This is a genomic window from Streptomyces sp. NPDC007346, from assembly GCF_040703535.1.
GTDB lineage: Bacteria > Actinomycetota > Actinomycetes > Streptomycetales > Streptomycetaceae > Streptomyces.
On record NZ_JBEYKR010000052.1, the window covers coordinates 26149 to 43638 of the forward strand.

The 17490-nt window shown below is 71.5% G+C and carries 16 protein-coding genes, 1 tRNA gene and 1 pseudogene; 10 read left to right on the forward strand and 8 right to left on the reverse strand.

Going from position 1 to position 17490, the window contains the following annotated elements; all coding sequences use genetic code 11:
• Positions 1 to 26: 26 nt before the first annotated feature.
• The gene (locus tag AB0917_RS16180) at positions 27 to 1421 is read right to left on the reverse strand and encodes a M1 family metallopeptidase (protein WP_366820172.1); all 1395 of its coding nucleotides are present in this window, start codon (positions 1419 to 1421) and stop codon (positions 27 to 29) included.
• Between the two features lie 183 nt (positions 1422 to 1604).
• A complete protein-coding gene (locus tag AB0917_RS16185; protein WP_366820173.1) occupies positions 1605 to 2501 on the reverse strand; it encodes a hypothetical protein in 897 nt (298 codons plus the stop codon).
• Positions 2502 to 2602: 101 nt separating this feature from the next.
• On the opposite strand from AB0917_RS16185, the gene AB0917_RS16190 reads away from it, so the two are divergent.
• Positions 2603 to 3100 carry a hypothetical protein gene (locus tag AB0917_RS16190; RefSeq protein ID WP_366820174.1) on the forward strand — a complete coding sequence of 166 codons (498 nt, stop codon included), beginning with the start codon at positions 2603 to 2605 and terminating at the stop codon, positions 3098 to 3100.
• A gap of 46 nt (positions 3101 to 3146) precedes the next feature.
• On the opposite strand, the gene AB0917_RS16195 is transcribed toward AB0917_RS16190, so the two are convergent.
• The gene (locus AB0917_RS16195) at positions 3147 to 3839 is read right to left on the reverse strand and encodes a pentapeptide repeat-containing protein (protein WP_366820175.1); all 693 of its coding nucleotides are present in this window, start codon (positions 3837 to 3839) and stop codon (positions 3147 to 3149) included.
• A 170-nt stretch (positions 3840 to 4009) separates the two neighbouring features.
• Here AB0917_RS16195 and AB0917_RS16200 point away from each other — a divergent pair, with 170 nt between their 5' ends.
• Positions 4010 to 5011 (forward strand): zinc-binding dehydrogenase, encoded by a 1002-nt coding sequence (locus AB0917_RS16200; protein ID WP_366820176.1) that lies wholly within the window; start codon positions 4010 to 4012, stop codon positions 5009 to 5011.
• A gap of 158 nt (positions 5012 to 5169) precedes the next feature.
• Here the strand turns inward: AB0917_RS16200 and AB0917_RS16205 are convergent, their stop codons facing one another.
• Positions 5170 to 5736 carry a GNAT family N-acetyltransferase gene (locus AB0917_RS16205; protein ID WP_366820177.1) on the reverse strand — a complete coding sequence of 189 codons (567 nt, stop codon included), beginning with the start codon at positions 5734 to 5736 and terminating at the stop codon, positions 5170 to 5172.
• Positions 5737 to 5904: 168 nt separating this feature from the next.
• Positions 5905 to 6960, reverse strand: a complete 1056-nt coding sequence (locus AB0917_RS16210; RefSeq protein WP_366820178.1) for an aminoglycoside phosphotransferase family protein — start codon at positions 6958 to 6960, stop codon at positions 5905 to 5907.
• Between the two features lie 34 nt (positions 6961 to 6994).
• Between AB0917_RS16210 and AB0917_RS16215 the strand changes: the two genes are divergently transcribed.
• Together AB0917_RS16215 and AB0917_RS16220 are read left to right on the forward strand one after the other, a co-directional pair.
• On the forward strand, positions 6995 to 7729 hold the full coding sequence (locus AB0917_RS16215; RefSeq protein WP_366820179.1) for a rhomboid-like protein: 735 nt from the start codon (positions 6995 to 6997) through the stop codon (positions 7727 to 7729).
• 124 nt (positions 7730 to 7853) lie between these two features.
• Positions 7854 to 9254, forward strand: coding sequence for an FAD-dependent oxidoreductase (locus tag AB0917_RS16220; RefSeq protein WP_366820180.1), 1401 nt, complete (start codon positions 7854 to 7856; stop codon positions 9252 to 9254).
• A gap of 7 nt (positions 9255 to 9261) precedes the next feature.
• Here AB0917_RS16220 and AB0917_RS16225 read toward each other — a convergent pair.
• Positions 9262 to 9417 (reverse strand): annotated as a pseudogene (locus tag AB0917_RS16225) (sortase); the annotation flags it as partial.
• 64 nt (positions 9418 to 9481) lie between these two features.
• Positions 9482 to 9928 (reverse strand): MarR family transcriptional regulator, encoded by a 447-nt coding sequence (locus AB0917_RS16230; protein WP_366820181.1) that lies wholly within the window; start codon positions 9926 to 9928, stop codon positions 9482 to 9484.
• 385 nt (positions 9929 to 10313) lie between these two features.
• Between AB0917_RS16230 and AB0917_RS16235 the strand changes: the two genes are divergently transcribed.
• Both AB0917_RS16235 and AB0917_RS16240 read left to right on the forward strand, forming a co-directional pair.
• Entirely contained in the window at positions 10314 to 11753 is a 1440-nt protein-coding gene (locus AB0917_RS16235; RefSeq protein WP_366820188.1) for an MFS transporter, read from the forward strand.
• Positions 11754 to 12049: 296 nt separating this feature from the next.
• Complete coding sequence (locus AB0917_RS16240; RefSeq protein ID WP_366820182.1) at positions 12050 to 12400, forward strand: hypothetical protein; 351 nt, start codon at positions 12050 to 12052, stop codon at positions 12398 to 12400.
• Between the two features lie 62 nt (positions 12401 to 12462).
• Here the strand turns inward: AB0917_RS16240 and AB0917_RS16245 are convergent.
• A tRNA-Thr gene (locus AB0917_RS16245) sits at positions 12463 to 12538 on the reverse strand.
• 153 nt (positions 12539 to 12691) lie between these two features.
• On the opposite strand from AB0917_RS16245, the gene AB0917_RS16250 reads away from it, so the two are divergent.
• The 4 genes from AB0917_RS16250 (at position 12692) to AB0917_RS16265 (ending at position 17163) form a co-directional block, all read left to right on the forward strand.
• Positions 12692 to 14149 (forward strand): transposase, encoded by a 1458-nt coding sequence (locus AB0917_RS16250; protein ID WP_366820183.1) that lies wholly within the window; start codon positions 12692 to 12694, stop codon positions 14147 to 14149.
• Positions 14150 to 14478: 329 nt separating this feature from the next.
• Entirely contained in the window at positions 14479 to 15615 is a 1137-nt protein-coding gene (ugpC, locus tag AB0917_RS16255; RefSeq protein ID WP_366820184.1) for a sn-glycerol-3-phosphate ABC transporter ATP-binding protein UgpC, read from the forward strand.
• A gap of 273 nt (positions 15616 to 15888) precedes the next feature.
• On the forward strand, positions 15889 to 16302 hold the full coding sequence (locus AB0917_RS16260; protein WP_366820185.1) for a hypothetical protein: 414 nt from the start codon (positions 15889 to 15891) through the stop codon (positions 16300 to 16302).
• Positions 16303 to 16443: 141 nt separating this feature from the next.
• A complete protein-coding gene (locus AB0917_RS16265; RefSeq protein ID WP_366820186.1) occupies positions 16444 to 17163 on the forward strand; it encodes a nucleotidyltransferase family protein in 720 nt (239 codons plus the stop codon).
• Positions 17164 to 17490: the final 327 nt, after the last annotated feature.

The following is a 17490-nucleotide window of genomic DNA, read 5'->3' on the forward strand; positions in this document are numbered from 1 at the left end:
CGGTCGGCGGGTACGGGAAGAGCCGGTCACCCCTCCCGGGGCGGCCGGCTCTTCCCGTACAGCCAGGCGTCCCACAGCTCCGTCAGGTCCCGGCCGGTCTCCTCCTCCACGTACGCGGTGAAGTCCTCGGTCGAGGCGTTCCCGTGCCGATGGGCCTTCGTCCATCCTCGGACCAGGGCGAAGAACCCCGCGTCGTCGTCCATCGCGAGCCGGATCCGATGGACGACCATCGCGCCGCGCCCGTACACCGGCGGGTCGAACAGATGGGCGGCGCCCGGCGGATCGGCGGGCGGGAAGGCCCAGTTGGCCTCGTCCTCGTACGCCGCGTCGAAGCTCTCCCCCACCGGTACGTCGTCCTGGTCGGCGGCCCAGAGCCACTCCGCGTACGTGGCGAAGCCCTCGTTGAGCCACAGGTCCCGCCAGGTGGCGGGGGTGACGGAGTTCCCGAACCACTGGTGGGCCAGCTCGTGGACGAGGAGCGCGGTGTCGGGCGGGCCCGGGAAGACGGGCCGGTTCTGGGTCTCCAGGGCGTACGTCGAGTCGCCCGTGCGCTCCACGATCGCCCCGGCGGAGGTGAAGGGGTACGGCCCGAACTTCTCCGCCGCCCACTTCAGTACGGCCGGGATCTCGTCCAGCACGTCCTTGCTCGCGGCGTCCGACTCCGGGTCCACGGCGGTGAACAGCCGGATGCCGTCGGGGGTTACCGACTGCCGGGTGGAGAACCGTCCGACGGCCAGCGTCGCCACGTGACTCGCCATCGGCTCGACGGTCCGCCAGCGGTAGGTGGTACGGCCGTTCTCCGTACGCCGGGAGACCAGCTCCCCGTTGGAGACGGCCGTCAGCGGATCGGGGACGGTGACCTCGATGTCGTACGCGGCCTTGTCGCTCGGGTGGTGGTTGCCGGGGAACCAGGCCATCGAACCGGTCGGCTCGCCGAGGGCGACCGCCCCGTCCGCCGTCCGCAGCCAGCCCTCCTTCGAACCGTCCGCGTCGGTGACGGCCTGCGGGGAGCCGGAGTAGCGCACGACGGTGGTGAACGTGCGCCCCTTGCGCAGCCGGCCCTCCACCCGGGCCGCCGGACGCAGCGTCAGCTCCTTGCCCGCCCGGTTCACGGCCGCCGGGCTCCCCTCCACGGTGGCGCCCTCGACGTCGAGCCCGGCCAGGTCGAGGTGGAAGGCGCTCAGGTCCTGGGTGGCGCGGGCGGTGATCGTGGCCGTGCCGCGCAGCCGGTCGGCGGCCGGGTCGACGTCGAGCTCCAGGCCGTAGTGGGTGACGTCGTAGCCACCGTTGCCGAGCCCCGGGAAGTACGGGTCCCGGAGCCCGACCGCGCCCGGGGTGCCCTCGACCCCACCGGAACAGCCCGCTCCGAGGAGGGCGAGGGCGAGCAGGAAGGGGGTGGCGGCCGGGGCTCGGAGGTTCACCGGTCGATCCTAGGCGCCGGATTCGGGCCCGGCGGACGGGAAGGGGCCGCCTGCCCTGGGCTGGTCGCGGGACGTCGTCGGAACGCGCGTCAACGTCGTCGGAGCACGCGCCGGACGTCGTCGGAGCGCGCGTGAACGTCGCCGGATCACGCGCGGGACCAGACCCTGCCGGGCGGCCCCCGGTCAGCTCTCCTCGAACACCGCGTCGGCGGTCGGCGCCGTAACGGCCCGCTCGAACCACACATCGAGCACCGGGAGATCCGCGCAGGCAGTGATCCGCTGCCGCACCTCCTCCGGCACCGCGACACCGCGCACCTCGAGAATCCGCAGGATGTCCTCGACGCGGCTCTCCACTCGGCCTTCCACACGGCCCTCGTCGCGGCCTTCGTCACGGAAGGTTTCGGCGACGATGCCACGGAAGTGACTGAGACCAGTGCCCATCAGGTTCCTCCAGATCTCACGGGCCGGGGTGGCGCCCAGACCCGCTTCGGTGAATTCGGCGAAGACCGCTGCGGCGTCGGCATCCGTGGCCCGGAGGGCCTCGGCAAGCGCGTCCAGTATGGCAGCGATGTCGTGATCGTTACTATGGGTGATCGCGGAGAAGACAGCCATCGGGAGGTCTTCGGCGGCTCTCACCGCATCCGTGACCACCGGCACGTTGTGCGGACCGAGCACCAGCGGGAACACCGAGAGACTCGGGTGCTTCTCCAGACCGATGCGGATGGGCTCGGCCGCCCATTCCGCCGTCCCCTTGTCCCGGCAGACGACCAGCAGCACCGGCGGGTACCGGAACTTCGCGTAGAGGTGGGCGAGGTAGTAGGCCCAGCTGCTCCGCTTGTCCGGGTCCTTCCTGCCCTGGGCCTCGATGGCCAGCAGGAGGCAGTCGCCTCCGGCCAGGTCGATGCGCAGCAACGTGTCCACATGCCGTTCGAGCGGCCTGATCTCCGTGAGATCCGTGTCCATGAGCGAGACCGCGACAGGTTCCGGAAAGGGAATGCCCAAGGCGCGGAAGGCACTCGCGAAAAGACCCGGATTCTCCTGGAAGATCCGATGATGAGCCTCATGAGGCGAACTGACCATATGCCGGAGGCTAGGGAACCTCCGGCATATGCGTGAGGCATAACGGCCCCCTTCACTCGATCGTGTCGGCCCTCCGCGACCCGGCATGACACCATCGATCCGTGCTCGACATCGGCTACTCCCTCTCCCGACGCTTCCCCGACCCCCCGCAGACCGACTACCGCCGCGCGGACGTCCGCGCGCTGCGGCACGATCTGTTCTCCGGTGACGTCTACCTCGCGGACACCAAGGCCGACCGCGAGGTGTCCACAGCCTGGGGATGGGTTCCGGTGCTCGACTTCGCGTGGGCGCTGTGCGACATCGTCGAGCAGATCGACCAGGACCCCCGCGGCAACCGGTCCCACCGGCGGCAGTACGCGGAGCTGGACTTCACCGAGTCCTCGGACCGGATGCTGTTCGAGCGGCGCTTCGGCTGGGTCGACGTCGAGGCGGACTGGATGCCCGGCGACGAGCCCCCGCTCACCTTCGGCCACTCCCTGCTGCGCCGCGAGGCCCGCGACTTCCTGCACGACCTGATCGCCGACCTGGCAGACATGCACGAGGGCCTCGCCGACAACCCCGTGATCTGGGACCTCCAGGCCCGCTTCCCCCGTATCTGACCGCACACCCCCCGCGGACGCCCCCACCCGGCCCCTTGCGGACACCTCACCCCTCCACCCGCACCCCGATCTGCGCCGCGAACGCCGGGGCCAGCTCCATCAGCTGCGCCGGGCTGATCACCGCACCCGCCAGCCGCTCCACCCCGCGCGCGATGTCCAGCTCGGCCACCGTCCGCAGGTCCACCGACTCCATCCGCACCGCGCTGAAGTCGGCCCGCTTCAGCACACAGTCCCGGAACTCCACCCGCACCAGGTGCGCGTCACCGAAATCGGGCTCGGAGAGCACGCAGCCCTCGAAGACCACGTCCTTCAGCCGGGCCTTGCGCAGATTCAGGTAGTCGATCTTCCCGCCCCGCACCACCACCCGCTCCAGCACCGCCCCATGCAGCTGCACCCCGCCCAGGCGCGCGTCCACCACCTCCACGTCCCGCAGCGACGCCCCCGCGAGGTCGGTGCCCACACCCCGTACGCCCGTGAGCACCGAGTCGATGAAGCGGGCCCGCGCCAGCTCCGTACGGTCGAGGGCGCAGCCCTCCAGCGCACAGTCCATGAACCGCGCCCCCGGCCCCGACGCGTCCGCCAGGTCCACCCCGTCGAACCGCACCCCGTCGTAGTCGCCGTCCGGCTCCAGCCCCTCGCCCCCGTACGGAACGAGCGGCGGCAGCCGCACGTCCGGGCGCCGTGCCGCCGCGATGGTGTCCTTCTTGCCCCTGGTCGTCCTGCCCGCGCTCGCTGCCATACCCCCCATCGTGACGCACCCCACTGACAGCCACGGAGCGCCAACGCCCCGGGGCATCCCGCACGGACACCACCGGACGCGGTCCGGGGTTGACCTCAACCAGACTTGAGGTACGAGGCTGGGGTCACCGCCCGCAGCCGTGCGGGCGCCACCGCACGAGGGAGCCCTCCATGCACGCCATCCGCCTCCACACCTTCGGCCCCGCCGAGAACCTCACGTACGAGCGGACCGAGGACCCCACGCCCGGCCCCGGCCAGGTCCGCATCACCGTCGAGGCGGCCGGCGTACACCTCCTGGACACCGCCCTGCGGGAAGGGCACACCGGCCCCTTCCCCGCCCCCGCCGAACTCCCCACCATCCCCGGCCGCGAAGTCGCCGGAACCGTCGAGTCGGTGGGCGAGGGCACCGACCCCGACTGGCTCGGCAAGCGCGTCGTGGCCCACATCGGCACGGCACCGGGCGGATACGCCGAACTCACCGTCACCGAGGCCGACAAGCTCCACGAGATCCCCGGCAACCTCGGCGCCGCCGAAGCCGTCGCCATGATCGGCACCGGCCGCACCACCCTCGGCATCCTCGGCTTCACCGACCTCGGCCCCGACTCCGTCGCCGTCGTCACCGCGGCCGCGGGCGGCATCGGAACCCTCCTCGTCCAGTACGCCAAGAACGCCGGGGCCACCGTGATCGCCCTGGCCGGAGGCCCCGCCAAGGCCGCCCGGACCGAGGCGAACGGCGCCGACCTCGCCCTCGACTACACCCTCCCCGACTGGCCCGACCAAGCCCGCGCCTTCCTCGACGCGACCGGCCTGTGGGCCACCGTCGTCTACGACTCCGTCGGCGGGACCACCGCCCGCAGGGCGGTCGACCTGCTCGGCAAGGACGGCCGGCACATCGTCTACGGCTGGTCCGGCGAGGGGCTCCACGACGGGCAGCCCCTCACCTTCACCCCGGAGGAGCTCGCCGAGCGCGCCATCACGTCCACCTCCGTCCTCGGCCCCCAGCTGATCGAGCGGGGCGGCGGCCTGCGCGCCCTGGAGACCCGCGCCCTCGCCGAAGCGGCCGCCGGCCGGCTGCGCCCCGCGATCCAGCGCTACCCGCTCGCCGAAGCCGCCGCCGCCCACCGCGCACTGGAGACCCGCGGCACGATCGGCAAGGTGGTGCTGGAGCCGTGACGCCTTGACTCCGGGGCGCCGGGGCGCCGGGGCTCCGCGATGCCGGGGCGCCGACGTGCCGGGGCGCCGAGGTGCCGACGTGCCGTGATCAGGGCGTGCCGTCGGTGGCCCAAGCCCTCAGGTCCCCGACCGGCCCCCGTCCCCTCGGCTGTCAGCTGTCAGCTTCGGCTCTCGGCCTTCGGCTCTCGGCCCTCCGGCACCAGCCGGTCGCCCGCGCCTCCCAGGCGCGCCAACGCCCCGTCCGTCAGCCGGTACACCGTCCACTCGTCCTGCGGCCGCGCGCCGAGGGACTCGTAGAACGCGATGGACGGGGCGTTCCAGTCGAGCACCGACCACTCCAGCCGCCCGTACCCGCGCTCCACGCAGATCCGCGCCAGCTCCGCCAGCAGCGCCTTCCCGTGTCCGCCGCCGCGCCGGTCCGGGCGGACGTACAGGTCCTCCAGGTAGATGCCGTGCACCCCGCGCCAGGTGGAGAAGTTCAGGAACCACAGAGCGAAGCCGACCACCTCACCCCCGCCGCCGTCTCCGCCGTCCTGTCCTCCGCCGCCACCGCCGTCATCAGCCGTCGCCACGTGCGCGTACGCGGCGGGCCGCTCGCCGAACAGCGCCTCCCGCAACTGCTCCTCGGAGGCGACCACCTCGTCGAGGGCCTTCTCGTACGCGGCGAGTTCACGCACCAAGGCGTGCAGGACAGGGACGTCGTCAGGCGTAGCGGTACGGATCATGGGACCAGCGTAAACAGCCCCCTTCGGCGCGGTGCAGGGCCGAAGCCCTCCGGCAGGCCCGGCGGAAAGCCTCGTTGTTTCGCGGCAACCAGAGGCCCCGTACGTAGGCGCCACCGCCCCTCCACGAGACCGCAGGCCACAGCCCCCAGCCCCGGCCACCGCAGACCGTCACCGCACCGCAAGCAACCGCCGCGCGATCTCCACGTGGTCCGGGGCCAGTTCCCGCTCCCCGTCCCCGACCGCCCACACCGCGTTCTGGAGCACCCGGCCCAGCGTCCAGGCCCGTGCCCGCTCCCGGTCCCGCTCCATGCCCAGCGCCTCCGTCAACGCGTCGAACCGCCACACCACCTCCCCCGCGTCGAACAGGTTGTCCAGCGCCGGGAACAGCTCGAACCCCGGGTCCCCCGCCAGCGGCTTCGGGTCGAGCGCCACCCACTCCCCCGCACGCCCCGCGTCCGCCCGCCCCGCCAGGATGTTGTCGTAGTGCAGGTCCCAGTGGAGCAACCGGTCCCCCGGCTCACCCGCCACCTCCCGCACCGCCGCCGCGCAGTCCGCGAGCAGCCGCCGCTCCGAGGCGTCGGCCAGCCGCCCGGCCGCCTCCGGGGCCGCCGCCAGCATCCGCTCCACCGCATCGCCCAGCGTGCGCAACCCGTCCGGCGCGGGCACCGCCGCCAGCCGGGCCAGCACCCCGCCGAGCACGGTCACCGCCTCACGCGCCCCGGCCACATCAACCACGCCACCGCCCCCACAGCCCCCAACACCCCCACCAGCCCCACCAGCCCCACGGGCCACCCCCGACACCCCAGCCCCATGGGTCACCCCAGCCACTACACCCCCACGGGCCACCCCAGCCACCCCAGCCACCCCCGACAACGGCCGCCCCTCATCCAGCCGTTCCAGCAACAGCGCCCCGGTCTCCTGGTCGTGCCCGAGCACCCCCACCGCCCCGGCCCCCGCCGCACCCCACGCCCGCAGCGCGACCGGCTCGCCCACCGTCTCCTCGTCCACCAACTGGAGCTTCAGCGCCGCCGGTACCCCGTCCGCCTCCCGCACCACCGGCAGGACCAGCGCACACATGCCGTACATCGCGGCCCCGTCCCGCCGCAGCCCCCACTCCTCCAGGAACCGGCCGGCGAGGCCCGGCAGCGCGGCGACGAAGGCCCGCCCGGCCGCACCGTTGTATGCGTACTGAGAGGCGATCAGTTCGTCCGGGATGTCAATCACGCCATGGATCCTAGGGGCGTGCGTCAATCGGACCATGCCCCGAGAACAGCCGGGCCCCGCCACCGGCCACCACGGCGGGAACGCCCGGAGCGCGGCCCGCCACCGGAGCAGCGCCGTCCGCCACTGGATCGCCACCGCCCCCGGCACGTACGTCTGGCTGGGCGCCCTCTTCGTCACCACCGTCGTCCTGCACCGGATGCCGCCCGCCTTCGAGGACGACTTCCTGCGGCAGCGCTCCACCGACCTCCGCGAGCTGTCGCAGACCCCTGTCCGCGCCCTGACCTACGGCGCGCTGTGGATCGACGGCGGCCGCTGGCTCCCGTACGCCGCCCTGTTCACCGTCTTCCACGCCACCGCCGAACACTGGCTCGGCACCCTGCGCTGGCTCACGGTCGCCGCCGCCGCACACGTCCTGGCCATCCTGGTCGTCGCGGGCGTCCTCGCCTGGGCCGTCCGGCACGGCCACGCCCCGGCCTCTTCCACCAACACCCTGGACGACGGGGTGGGTTACGCCCTCGCCGGGGTCGTCGCCGTCCTCACCTACCGGGTGCCGCACCCCTGGCGGTACCTCTACGCCTTCGCCGTCCTCGTCTTCTACGGTGTCCCCCTGGTCGCCGACGGCCGCACCTTCACCGACCTGGGCCACGTCACCGCCGTACTGACCGGCCTGGCCTGCTACCCCCTCACCCGCACCACCAGTACCACCCACACCACCCACACCACCCGAAAGCGACCGGCACAGAAGACGAAACGCCCCGCCGGGCAGTAACGTCCCGCCACACATACGCTCAGCACCACATCGGACACCGGCATACCGGCATACCGGCGCACCGGACAGGGACACCGGCGCACCGGCTGCACCGGACAGGGACACCAGGGACACCAGGGACATCATGAACACCGTCAGTACCGTCAACGGCGGCATATCGTTCTGGTACGCGCAGGAGGGCACCCCCGCCCCCCGCGAACCCCTGCCCGGCGACGCGAGCGCCGACGTCTGCATCGTCGGCGGCGGCTACACCGGCCTCTGGACGGCGTACTACCTGAAGAAGGCCGTCCCCTTCCTCAACATCACCGTGCTGGAGGCCAAGTTCTGCGGTTACGGGGCCTCCGGCCGTAACGGCGGCTGGCTGTACAACGGCATCGCGGGCCGCGAACGGTACGCCAAGGCGCACGGCCACGAGGCGGCCGTACGGCTCCAGAGGGCGATGAACGAGACGGTCGGCGAGGTCGTCCGGGTGGCCGCCGAGGAGAAGATCGAGGCCGACATCCACCAGGGCGGCGTCCTGGAGGTCGCCCACACCCCGGCCCAACTCGCCAGGCTCAAGGACTTCCACAGCGTCGAGATCGCCTTCGGGGAGACCGACCGGATCCTGCGCGGCGCCCGCGAGACCGCCGAGCGCGTCCATGTCACCGGAGCCGTCGGCTCCACCTGGACCCCGCACGGCGCCCGGCTGCACCCGGCCAAGCTCGTCACAGGGCTGGCCGACGCCGTGGAGGCGCTCGGCGTCACGATCCACGAGTCGACCCCGGTCACCGAGATCAAGCCCAAGCACGCCGTCACCCCGTACGGCACCGTCCGCGCCCCCTACATCCTGCGCTGCACCGAGGGCTTCACCGCCGGCCTCAAGGGGCTCAAGCGGACCTGGCTCCCGATGAACTCCTCCATGATCGCCACCGAACCGCTCCCCGCCCGCATCTGGGACACCATCGGCTGGCAGGACCGCGAGACCCTCGGCGACATGGCCCACGCCTACCTCTACGCCCAGCGCACCGCCGACGACCGCATCGCCCTCGGCGGCCGCGGCCACCCCTACCGCTACGGCTCCGCCACCGACCACGACGGCCGCACCCGGCCCGCCACCATCACCGCCCTGCGCGACCTGCTGGTCCGCCTCTTCCCCACCACCGCGGGCGTCCGCATCGACCACGCCTGGTCCGGCGTCCTCGGCGTCCCCCGCGACTGGTGCGCCACCGTCACCCTGGACCGCTCCACGGGGCTCGGCTGGGCAGGCGGGTACGTCGGCTCCGGCGTCGCCACCGCCAACCTCGCCGCCCGCACCCTGCGCGACCTGATCCAGCAGGACTCCGGCCAGGCGGGCCCCACCGACCTGACCACCCTCCCCTGGGTCAACCACAAGGTCCGCCGCTGGGAACCCGAACCCCTCCGCTGGCTCGGCGTCCACGGCCTGTACGCCGCCTACCGGGCCGCCGACCGCCGCGAGACGGCCTCACCCCGCCCCGGCACCGACCCCATCGCGAAGGCGGCGGACCGCCTGGCCGGCCGCCACTGAAACCGGCCTACCGCGCGGGGCGCTCCGCCACCAGCACACCCACCTCGTCGATCCGGTGCTCCGGACTGCCGAGGCCGTCCCGCCAGAAGTTCCCGGCCGCGTCGTCCTCGGGCGTCGCACAGGTGGAGAGGGTGATCAGCGCCCGGGGCGGTTCGCCGCCTGGGCCACGGGGTCCACGCGGTTCCACTGGGTCCACGGGGGGCACGGGGGGCACGGGTCCACGGGGGTCAGTCGCGGGGCCAGGGCCGCCCGTCGAGACGCTCGATGGAGAGGTTCAGACGGCTGAGCGAGTCGGCGAGCTGCTCGGCCTCCTCGGGCGTCCAGCCGGCCATGACCTTCGCCAGGCCCGCCACGTTCCGGCTGCGGTCGCTGTCGAGCCGCCGCGCGCCCTCGTCGGTGATGGCGAACTTGCGGGCGATGCCCCCGTCGGGGTCCGGGATGCGCTCGACGACGCCGGCGCGGAGCATCGCGGCGGTCTGCCGGTTGAGGGTGGAGGCGTCCAGACCGAAGGCCTCGCTGAGCTGGCTGATGGACATGGGGCCCTCCACCTCGATCCGGCTGAGCAGGATGTAGGCGCTGCGATCGAGCCGCCACTCCACACGCGGGGTGAGCAGGTGCATGTACCGGCCGAGCAGCATGGTCTCGCGTTCGATCCGGTCGAGGGGCATGTCCACGCGTCCGCTTCCTTCGGCTCAGGCTCGCTCGCACTGCCACGGGACGGGGCGAGCTTGTGACCAGGTATATCACGATAGATGTGTACGATGCATAAGCCATGCATGATGCACATTTCATGTACCTTGCATAGTCGAACGCAGACCTCAGCACAGACCTCAGCACAGACACAGACACCGGCGCCGGCACAGACACCGTTCCCGGCACCAGCACCGGCACGGACACCGGAACGACTCCGGCACCGACACCGGCGCGCCCCCGGCACAGACACCGGCAACAGGCCCATAAGGGCCGAGAAGGAGACACTCCGTGGAGAGTTCACCCCCCACAACCCGGCCGGAGGAACCTGCGGCCCACCCGGAAGGACCCGCGGCCCGCCCGGGAGGCGTGGTCGGCATCCTCGCCTTCGCGGGCATCGTGGCAGCGCTCACCCAGACCCTGGTGGTGCCGCTGATCGCGCAGCTGCCGACGCTGTTCGACACCTCCGCGTCCAACGCCTCCTGGGTCATCACCGCCACCCTGCTGGCCGCCGCGGTCTCCACCCCCGTCGCCGGACGGCTCGGCGACATGTACGGCAAGCGGCGCATGCTGCTCGTCTCCCTCGTACCCCTGGTCCTCGGCTCGGTGGTCTGCGCCCTGTCGTCCTCGGTGGTCCCGATGATCACGGGCCGCGGCCTCCAGGGCCTCGGCATGGGCGTGGTGCCCCTCGGCATCAGCCTGCTGCGGGACGTCGTCCCGGCGAAGAAGCTCGGCCCCTCCATCGCGATCATGAGCGCGTCGATGGGCGTGGGCGGCGCACTGGGCCTGCCGTTCGCCGCCGCCATCGCGGAGAACACCAGCTGGCGGGTGCTGTTCTGGGTCGTCGCCGTACTCGCCATCGCGGTCGGCGCACTGATCCTGGCCCTGGTCCCCGCCGACCGCCCCGCCACCACCACCACCACCACCAGCTTCGACCTGCCCGGCGCCATCGGCCTCGGCGCCGCCCTGATCGCCCTCCTGCTCGCCGTATCCAAGGGCGCCGACTGGGGCTGGGGCAGCGCCACGACGCTCACCCTCTTCGCCGCCGTGCTCGTCCTGCTGCCCGCCTGGGGCTGGTGGGAGCTGCGCCTGCGCGACCCGCTGGTCGACCTGCGCGTCACCGCCCGCCCCCAGGTCCTGATGACGAACACGGCCTCGATCCTGGTCGGCTTCGCGATGTACGCCCAGTCCCTGGTCGTCCCCCAGCTGCTCCAGCTGCCCGAGGCCACCGGCTACGGCCTGGGCCAGTCGATGCTCGCCATGGGCCTGTGGATGGCCCCGGCCGGGCTGATGATGATGGCGATGTCCCCGGTCGGCGCCAAGCTCTCCGCCGCCAAGGGCCCCAAAGTCACCCTCGCCGTCGGCAGCCTGCTCATCGCCGCCGGCTACGGCCTCTCCGTCCCCCTGATCGGCTCCGGCTCCCCGTGGAGCCTGCTGATCGTCACCCTCGTCTGCAACTCGGGCGTCGGCTTCGCCTACGGCGCCATGCCGGCCCTCATCATGAGCGCGGTGCCCCAGTCGGAGACCGCCTCGGCGAACAGCTTCAACGCCCTGATGCGCTCGATCGGTACGTCGTTCGCGGCAGCCGTCATCGGCGTGGTCCTGGCCCGCATGACGACCGACTTCGGCGGCTTCCCGCTCGCCTCCGAGAACGGCTTCCGCGTCGCGATGCTGATCGGCTGCGGGGTGGGCCTGGCGGCGGCGGTGGTCGCCGCGCTCATTCCCGTACGTACGACGAAGGCACCGCTCCAGCCGACCGAGACCTCCGGTTCGACGACCCCCGAAACGGCACCGGCGACCAAGGCCTGACCCCGCCCCGCCCGGCCACTGCCCCGTGCCTGCCCGCCCGCCTCACGCACCGCCACCGCGCGGAAGCCGCGAGGCGGGCGGAAGCCGCGACGGGTGGCGTAAGCCGCGACGGGTGGCGTAAGCCGCGACGGGTGGCGTAAGACAGCGAAAACCACGGGGAACGGCCGCACGACACAAGCAAGTCACACGGACCAAAGCGCACGCCCCGCCGCAGAGTGGACGGGACCGGGCCCCACCGCTCCCCCGCAGAGTGGACAGGACCACGCCCACCACCCCACCCACTCCGGGAGCCCCCCATGCCCCAGCCCTCCATCGAACCGGACGGCGCCACCACGTTCCTGGCCGTCGGCAGCCACACCCACCTGTTCCCAGGCGCCCGCTGCCGCATCCAGGGCCTGCCCAACCCCCACACCTTCGCGGCAGCCCCACACCCGCTCGACCTCTACCTGCGCTTCTCCGACGGAGCGGCCACGGACGCGGAACTCCGCACGGCGGATCCGGCGGGCCCGGTCCTCCATGTACCGGCGTACACGACCGGCGCGGGCACAGCCATCGACGCCCGTACCTGGATCGTCCGCAAGTTCACCGGAACGGGTGAAGAGGTCGAGCTGACGATCGGCGCCAACAGCTCGATCCAGACCTCTTGAGCACACCGCCGAAACAGCAAGAAAGCCCAGGTCAGAACGGATCTGACCTGGGCTTTGCGCTGAGCCTCCTGTCGGATTCGAACCGACGACCTATGTATTACAAGTACATCGCTCTGGGCCGGACTGAGCTAAGGAGGCAAGGACGCGCGTTATGGACGCACGCCAAGACGCCACAACTCTACACAGCCCCGCTCCCCCACGGAGAGGCATATCGGAGGGCCGTAACCACTCACTCACCTGTTCGTTGAACGCACTGAAGTGCCATCCGGACAGCGGGCAGGGGGAGGGGCCGTGGTCAAGGCCACAGGGGAGGACGGACGGAGCCGCGTCACCGACGCGGAGGCCAAGCGCGCCGAGCGCGTCACGTACAAGGCATTGGGCATCCCCGACCGCGTCAAGCACCAGCAGCGGGTGGCCGTGCCGATGCAGCGGCGGACCCCGGAAGCCGGCACCCGCCAGCGTGTCTACCGGTACCGCTGCTACCCCGCCCCCGCCCAGGCCGAGCAGCTGATCAAGACGTTCGGCGCCTGCCGCTGGGTCTACAACGAAGGCCTCGCCCTGAGGGACAAGGCATGGCGCGAGCACCAGGTGTCCCTCGGGTTCGCCGAGTCCTGCCGGGCTCTCACGGGCTGGCGGAACGCTGAGGGGACGCGATGGCTGCGGGAGGTGTCGTCGACCGTTCTCCAACAGGCACTCCGCCATCTCGATGCAGCGTTCGGGCAGTTCTTCAGGGGCTCGACGAAGCACCCGAAGCGCAAGAAGAAGGGCCGCTCCCGGGACTCGGCGACCTATGTCCGTACGGGCTTCCGCTGGGTGGAGGACCCGGAGCGGCCGGGGACGGGGCTGATCGCGTTGGCCAAGCAGTCCGGGCCGTTGCGTATCCGGTGGTCCCGGCCGCTCCCGGCGGGGACGCGGCCGGTGAAGCTGACCGTGAACCGTGACCGGGCAGAGCGGTTCTTCGTCTCGGTGCTGGTGGAGGAGCTGATCGAGCCGCTGCCGCCGGTGTTCCTGCGGGAAGGCGGCGCGCCGCGTGCGGTCGGTCTGGATCTCGGGCTGGCCGCGCTGATCACGCTGGACGACGGGGAGAAGGTGGACCACCCCAGGCTGCTCAAGAAGTACGGGGCGAAGCTCGCGCAGCTTCAGCGAAGCCTGCACCGCAAGAAGAGGGGATCGAGGAGCAGGGAGAAGGCACGGCAGGAGATCGCCCGGTTGTACGCCCTGATCGGCGATGTCCGCAGAGACACGTTGGACCAGCTCACCACCCGCCTCGTGCGCGAGAACCAAGTGCTCGTGGTGGAGGACCTGTCCATCGCCTCTCTCGTACGGTCCCCGAAGGGGAAGGGCCGTCGGCGAAAGGCGGGGCTGAACCGGGCGATCCTGGACGCCTCGTGGGGCGAGTTGCTGCGGCAGTTGCGGTACAAGTGCGCGTGGTACGGCCGAACGCTGGTCGTCGTGGACCGCTTCTTCCCGTCGACGCGGCGCTGCTCCGCATGTGGGGTGACGGGGCCGAAGCTGGATCTGGCCGTGCGCGGCTGGTCGTGCGGCGGGTGCGGAGCGGTGCACGACCGCGATGTGAACGCGGCACGGAACCTCCGGGAGGAGGGGATGCGGCTGTACGAGCTGGTGGCGTCGGCGCTGCCACCGGGGCGGGCCATGCCCTCGATGATCAAGGCGTCCGAGGTGCCGGACGTGGTGCAGGATGTGGTGCCGGACGTGGTGCCGACGGCTCAGGCGGCTCAGGGAACGTAGAAAAGTGCGTACCGGACCGACGGGCCGTCGGCCGTAACGCCTGTGGAATCCGTGTGAGACCGGCAGGGTGTCGCCTCCAGGGCGGTGTCCGGTCGGCCGTGGGTGTCGAAGCAGGAAGGCCCCCTGTACGGGGGCCGGGTCAAAAGACGGCTGCTCTGGCATCCCTGTCCCACATCTCCCGTTCACCGGGCGAGCTTTTCGTGACCCAAGAGGTACTGACAGGACACATGAACGCCAGGTAACGTCACCGCAGGTTCACCTCAGTGGACCAGACCACTCCCTACTCGGATCGTCCGGCACGTTCCTGCCGGTTGAGGAGAAGATTCAGCATGGCCAGTGTCACGTTCGACAAGGCGTCCCGCGTCTACCCCGGCTCCACGAAGCCGGCCGTGGACCAGCTCGAGATCGACATCGCGGACGGTGAGTTCCTCGTCCTCGTCGGTCCTTCCGGTTGTGGCAAGTCGACCTCCCTGCGCATGCTCGCGGGTCTCGAGGACGTCAACGGCGGTGCGATCCGCATCGGTGACCGCGACGTCACGCACCTGCCGCCCAAGGACCGGGACATCGCCATGGTGTTCCAGAACTACGCGCTCTACCCGCACATGTCCGTCGCGGACAACATGGGCTTCGCGCTGAAGATCGCCGGTGTGAACAAGACCGACATCCGGGCGAAGGTCGAAGAGGCCGCCAAGATGCTGGACCTCACCGACTACCTGGACCGCAAGCCGAAGGCGCTCTCCGGTGGTCAGCGTCAGCGTGTGGCGATGGGCCGGGCCATCGTGCGGGAGCCGCAGGTCTTCCTCATGGACGAGCCGCTGTCGAACCTCGACGCCAAGCTCCGTGTCTCCACCCGTACGCAGATCGCCTCGCTCCAGCGCCGCCTCGGCATCACCACCGTCTACGTCACCCACGACCAGGTCGAGGCCCTCACCATGGGCGACCGGGTCGCGGTGCTGAAGGACGGGCTGCTCCAGCAGGTCGACTCGCCGCGCAACATGTACGACCGCCCGGCGAACCTGTTCGTCGCCGGCTTCATCGGCTCCCCCGCGATGAACCTCATCGAGGTCCCGATCACCGACGGTGGCGTGAAGTTCGGCAACAGCGTCGTCCCGGTCTCGCGTGAGGCGCTGTCCGCCGCCGCGGACCGCGGTGACACCACCGTCACGGTCGGCATCCGCCCCGAGCACTTCGACATCGTCGAGCACGGTGGCGCCGCCGCGAAGGCCCTCTCCAAGGACTCCTCGGACCAGCCGGCCGGTCTCGCCGTCTCCGTGAACGTCGTCGAGGAGCTCGGCGCCGACGGGTTCGTCTACGGTGGCGCACAGGTCGCCGGCGAGCACAAGGACCTGGTCGTCCGCGTCGGTGGCCGTGCCGTGCCGGAGAAGGGCACGGAGCTGCACGTCGTCCCGCGCCCGGACGAGCTGCACGTCTTCGCGACCTCGACCGGCGAGCGCCTCACCAACTGACGTAACAGCCGGTACCGGCGAGCGCCTCGCCCACGGGCGGGGCCCGCTCTCCCTGTCGTACGCTCGGCCCCGTACCCCCTTCGCGGAGGTGCGGGGCTGTTTGCGTGGTCCGTGGTGGGTTCGGGTTTCAGTGCGGCGCGGCGTCAAATAACCCGGCACACAGGGCATTTCCCCCCGGTTCGTCAACCTGGCATTCGAAAGGACGCGTCGAACCATCCCCCACGAGAGTGACGAAATGTCACCAAGTCACCACCGACCGCTACGCTCGACTGCGTGACCCACACCGCTCGGCGCCTCGGCCGATCCTTCGCCCTCGTCCTGCCCGTCGTCATGGTGCTCTCCGGGACCCTCGCGGTCACCAGCGTTCCGTGGGCGGCAACGGACAAAGACTCCACGCTGCTGGCCGCCTCCTCGGAGACCGTGTCCACGCCCGCGAAGCCCCGCGCCGCCCAGGACATCCTGCGCGACAAGCTGCTCGTCGAGCTCCAGGAGAAGGACCCGGGCACCGCGCTCACGGGCCTCCAGCGCGCCGTCGAGCAGCGTCCCTCGTTGGCGCGGCACTGCATGTCGATCGCCAAGGCGCTCGGCAAGGCCGCGGTCGAGCAGTACGGCCCGACGCGCGCCCAGCGCTTCTCCCGTCCCGTCTGCGACACCTCGTTCGCCTCGGGGGTCGCTCAGTTCAGCTGAGCCGTGCCGTGCGTACGGCCACGTCAGGCCGTACGTACGGGCCGACCGCCGGGCGGTGCCGTACGTGCTGACGTGACCGTACGTACGCGCTGAAGCGTCAGGGCGCCTGCCCCGACACGGGCACCGCATATCGTGCGTGGCATGCATACGTATCCGACGCAGGCCGTGATCCTCGCCGGTGGCCAGGGGTCGCGGCTGCGGCCGTACACCGATGACCGCCCCAAGCCGATGGTCGAGATCCCGGGTACCGGGACCCCGATCATCGGCCATCAGCTTTCCTGGCTGGCCGCCGAGGGCGTGACCGACGCCGTGGTGTCCTGCGGGCATCTCGCCGAGGTGCTCCAGGAGTGGCTGGACTCCGCCGTGCTGCCGCTGCGCGTCACGACCGTGGTGGAGAAGGAGCCGCTGGGCCGGGGCGGCGGGCTGAAGTACGCGGCGCGACGGCTGCCCGATCCGGAGCAGCCCTGGTACGCCACCAACGGCGACATCTGGACGCGGTTCTCGTTGCGGGAGATGGCCGCGTTCCACGCGGAGCGCGACGCCACGGCCACGCTGGCCCTCGCCCGGCCCCGGATTCCGTGGGGTGCGGTGGAGACGGACGCGTTCGGCCACATCACGGACTTCATCGAGTCGCCGCCCTCGCCGTATCTGATCAACGCGGGTGTATACGTGTTCTCCCCCGCGTTCACGGGGATGCTGCCGGACCAGGGTGACCATGAGCGGACGACGTTCCCGCGGCTGGCCCGGGAGCGCCGACTGGCCGGGTACCCGCTGCCCCATGGGGCGTACTGGCGGGCGATCGACACGGCGAAGGACCTGACCGAGGCGGCGCGTGAGCTGGGCGCTCAGACGGGCGGCTGACCCGCACGGTAGGCGCGGGCTGACTGTACGCGGGCTGGCTGACTCGGACGGTACGCGCGGCGCGGACTGACCCGTACGGTACGCCCGGACTGGGTGTGCGCGGGCTGACTGACCCGGACGGTACGCCCGGACTGGGTGTGCGCGGGCTGACTGACCCGGACGGTACGCCCGGACCAACCCGGACGGTACGCGCGGGCTGACCGGTACGGTCTGTGCGGGCTGACTGACTCCTGCGGTACGCACCGCAGGACGTGGCGTGCGCAGCGAGAGAAGGGGCGGGGCCCCCCCCCCAGGTTAGGGGGGGGGGGGGGCCCCCCCGCGGGGTTA

Bases quoted from the DNA above. Each gene is read 5' to 3' on its own strand.
- AB0917_RS16240 (WP_366820182.1), top strand. From the start codon at position 12,050: ATGCCCCAGCCCTCCATCGAACCGGACGGCGCCACCACGTTCCTGGCC.
- AB0917_RS16215 (WP_366820179.1), top strand. From the start codon at position 6,995: ATGCCCCGAGAACAGCCGGGCCCCGCCACCGGCCACCACGGCGGGAAC.
- ugpC (WP_366820184.1), top strand. From the start codon at position 14,479: ATGGCCAGTGTCACGTTCGACAAGGCGTCCCGCGTCTACCCCGGCTCC.
- AB0917_RS16220 (WP_366820180.1), top strand. From the start codon at position 7,854: ATGAACACCGTCAGTACCGTCAACGGCGGCATATCGTTCTGGTACGCG.
- AB0917_RS16185 (WP_366820173.1), bottom strand. From the start codon at position 2,501: ATGGTCAGTTCGCCTCATGAGGCTCATCATCGGATCTTCCAGGAGAAT.
- AB0917_RS16205 (WP_366820177.1), bottom strand. From the start codon at position 5,736: ATGATCCGTACCGCTACGCCTGACGACGTCCCTGTCCTGCACGCCTTG.
- AB0917_RS16195 (WP_366820175.1), bottom strand. From the start codon at position 3,839: ATGGCAGCGAGCGCGGGCAGGACGACCAGGGGCAAGAAGGACACCATC.
- AB0917_RS16265 (WP_366820186.1), top strand. From the start codon at position 16,444: ATGCATACGTATCCGACGCAGGCCGTGATCCTCGCCGGTGGCCAGGGG.
- AB0917_RS16200 (WP_366820176.1), top strand. From the start codon at position 4,010: ATGCACGCCATCCGCCTCCACACCTTCGGCCCCGCCGAGAACCTCACG.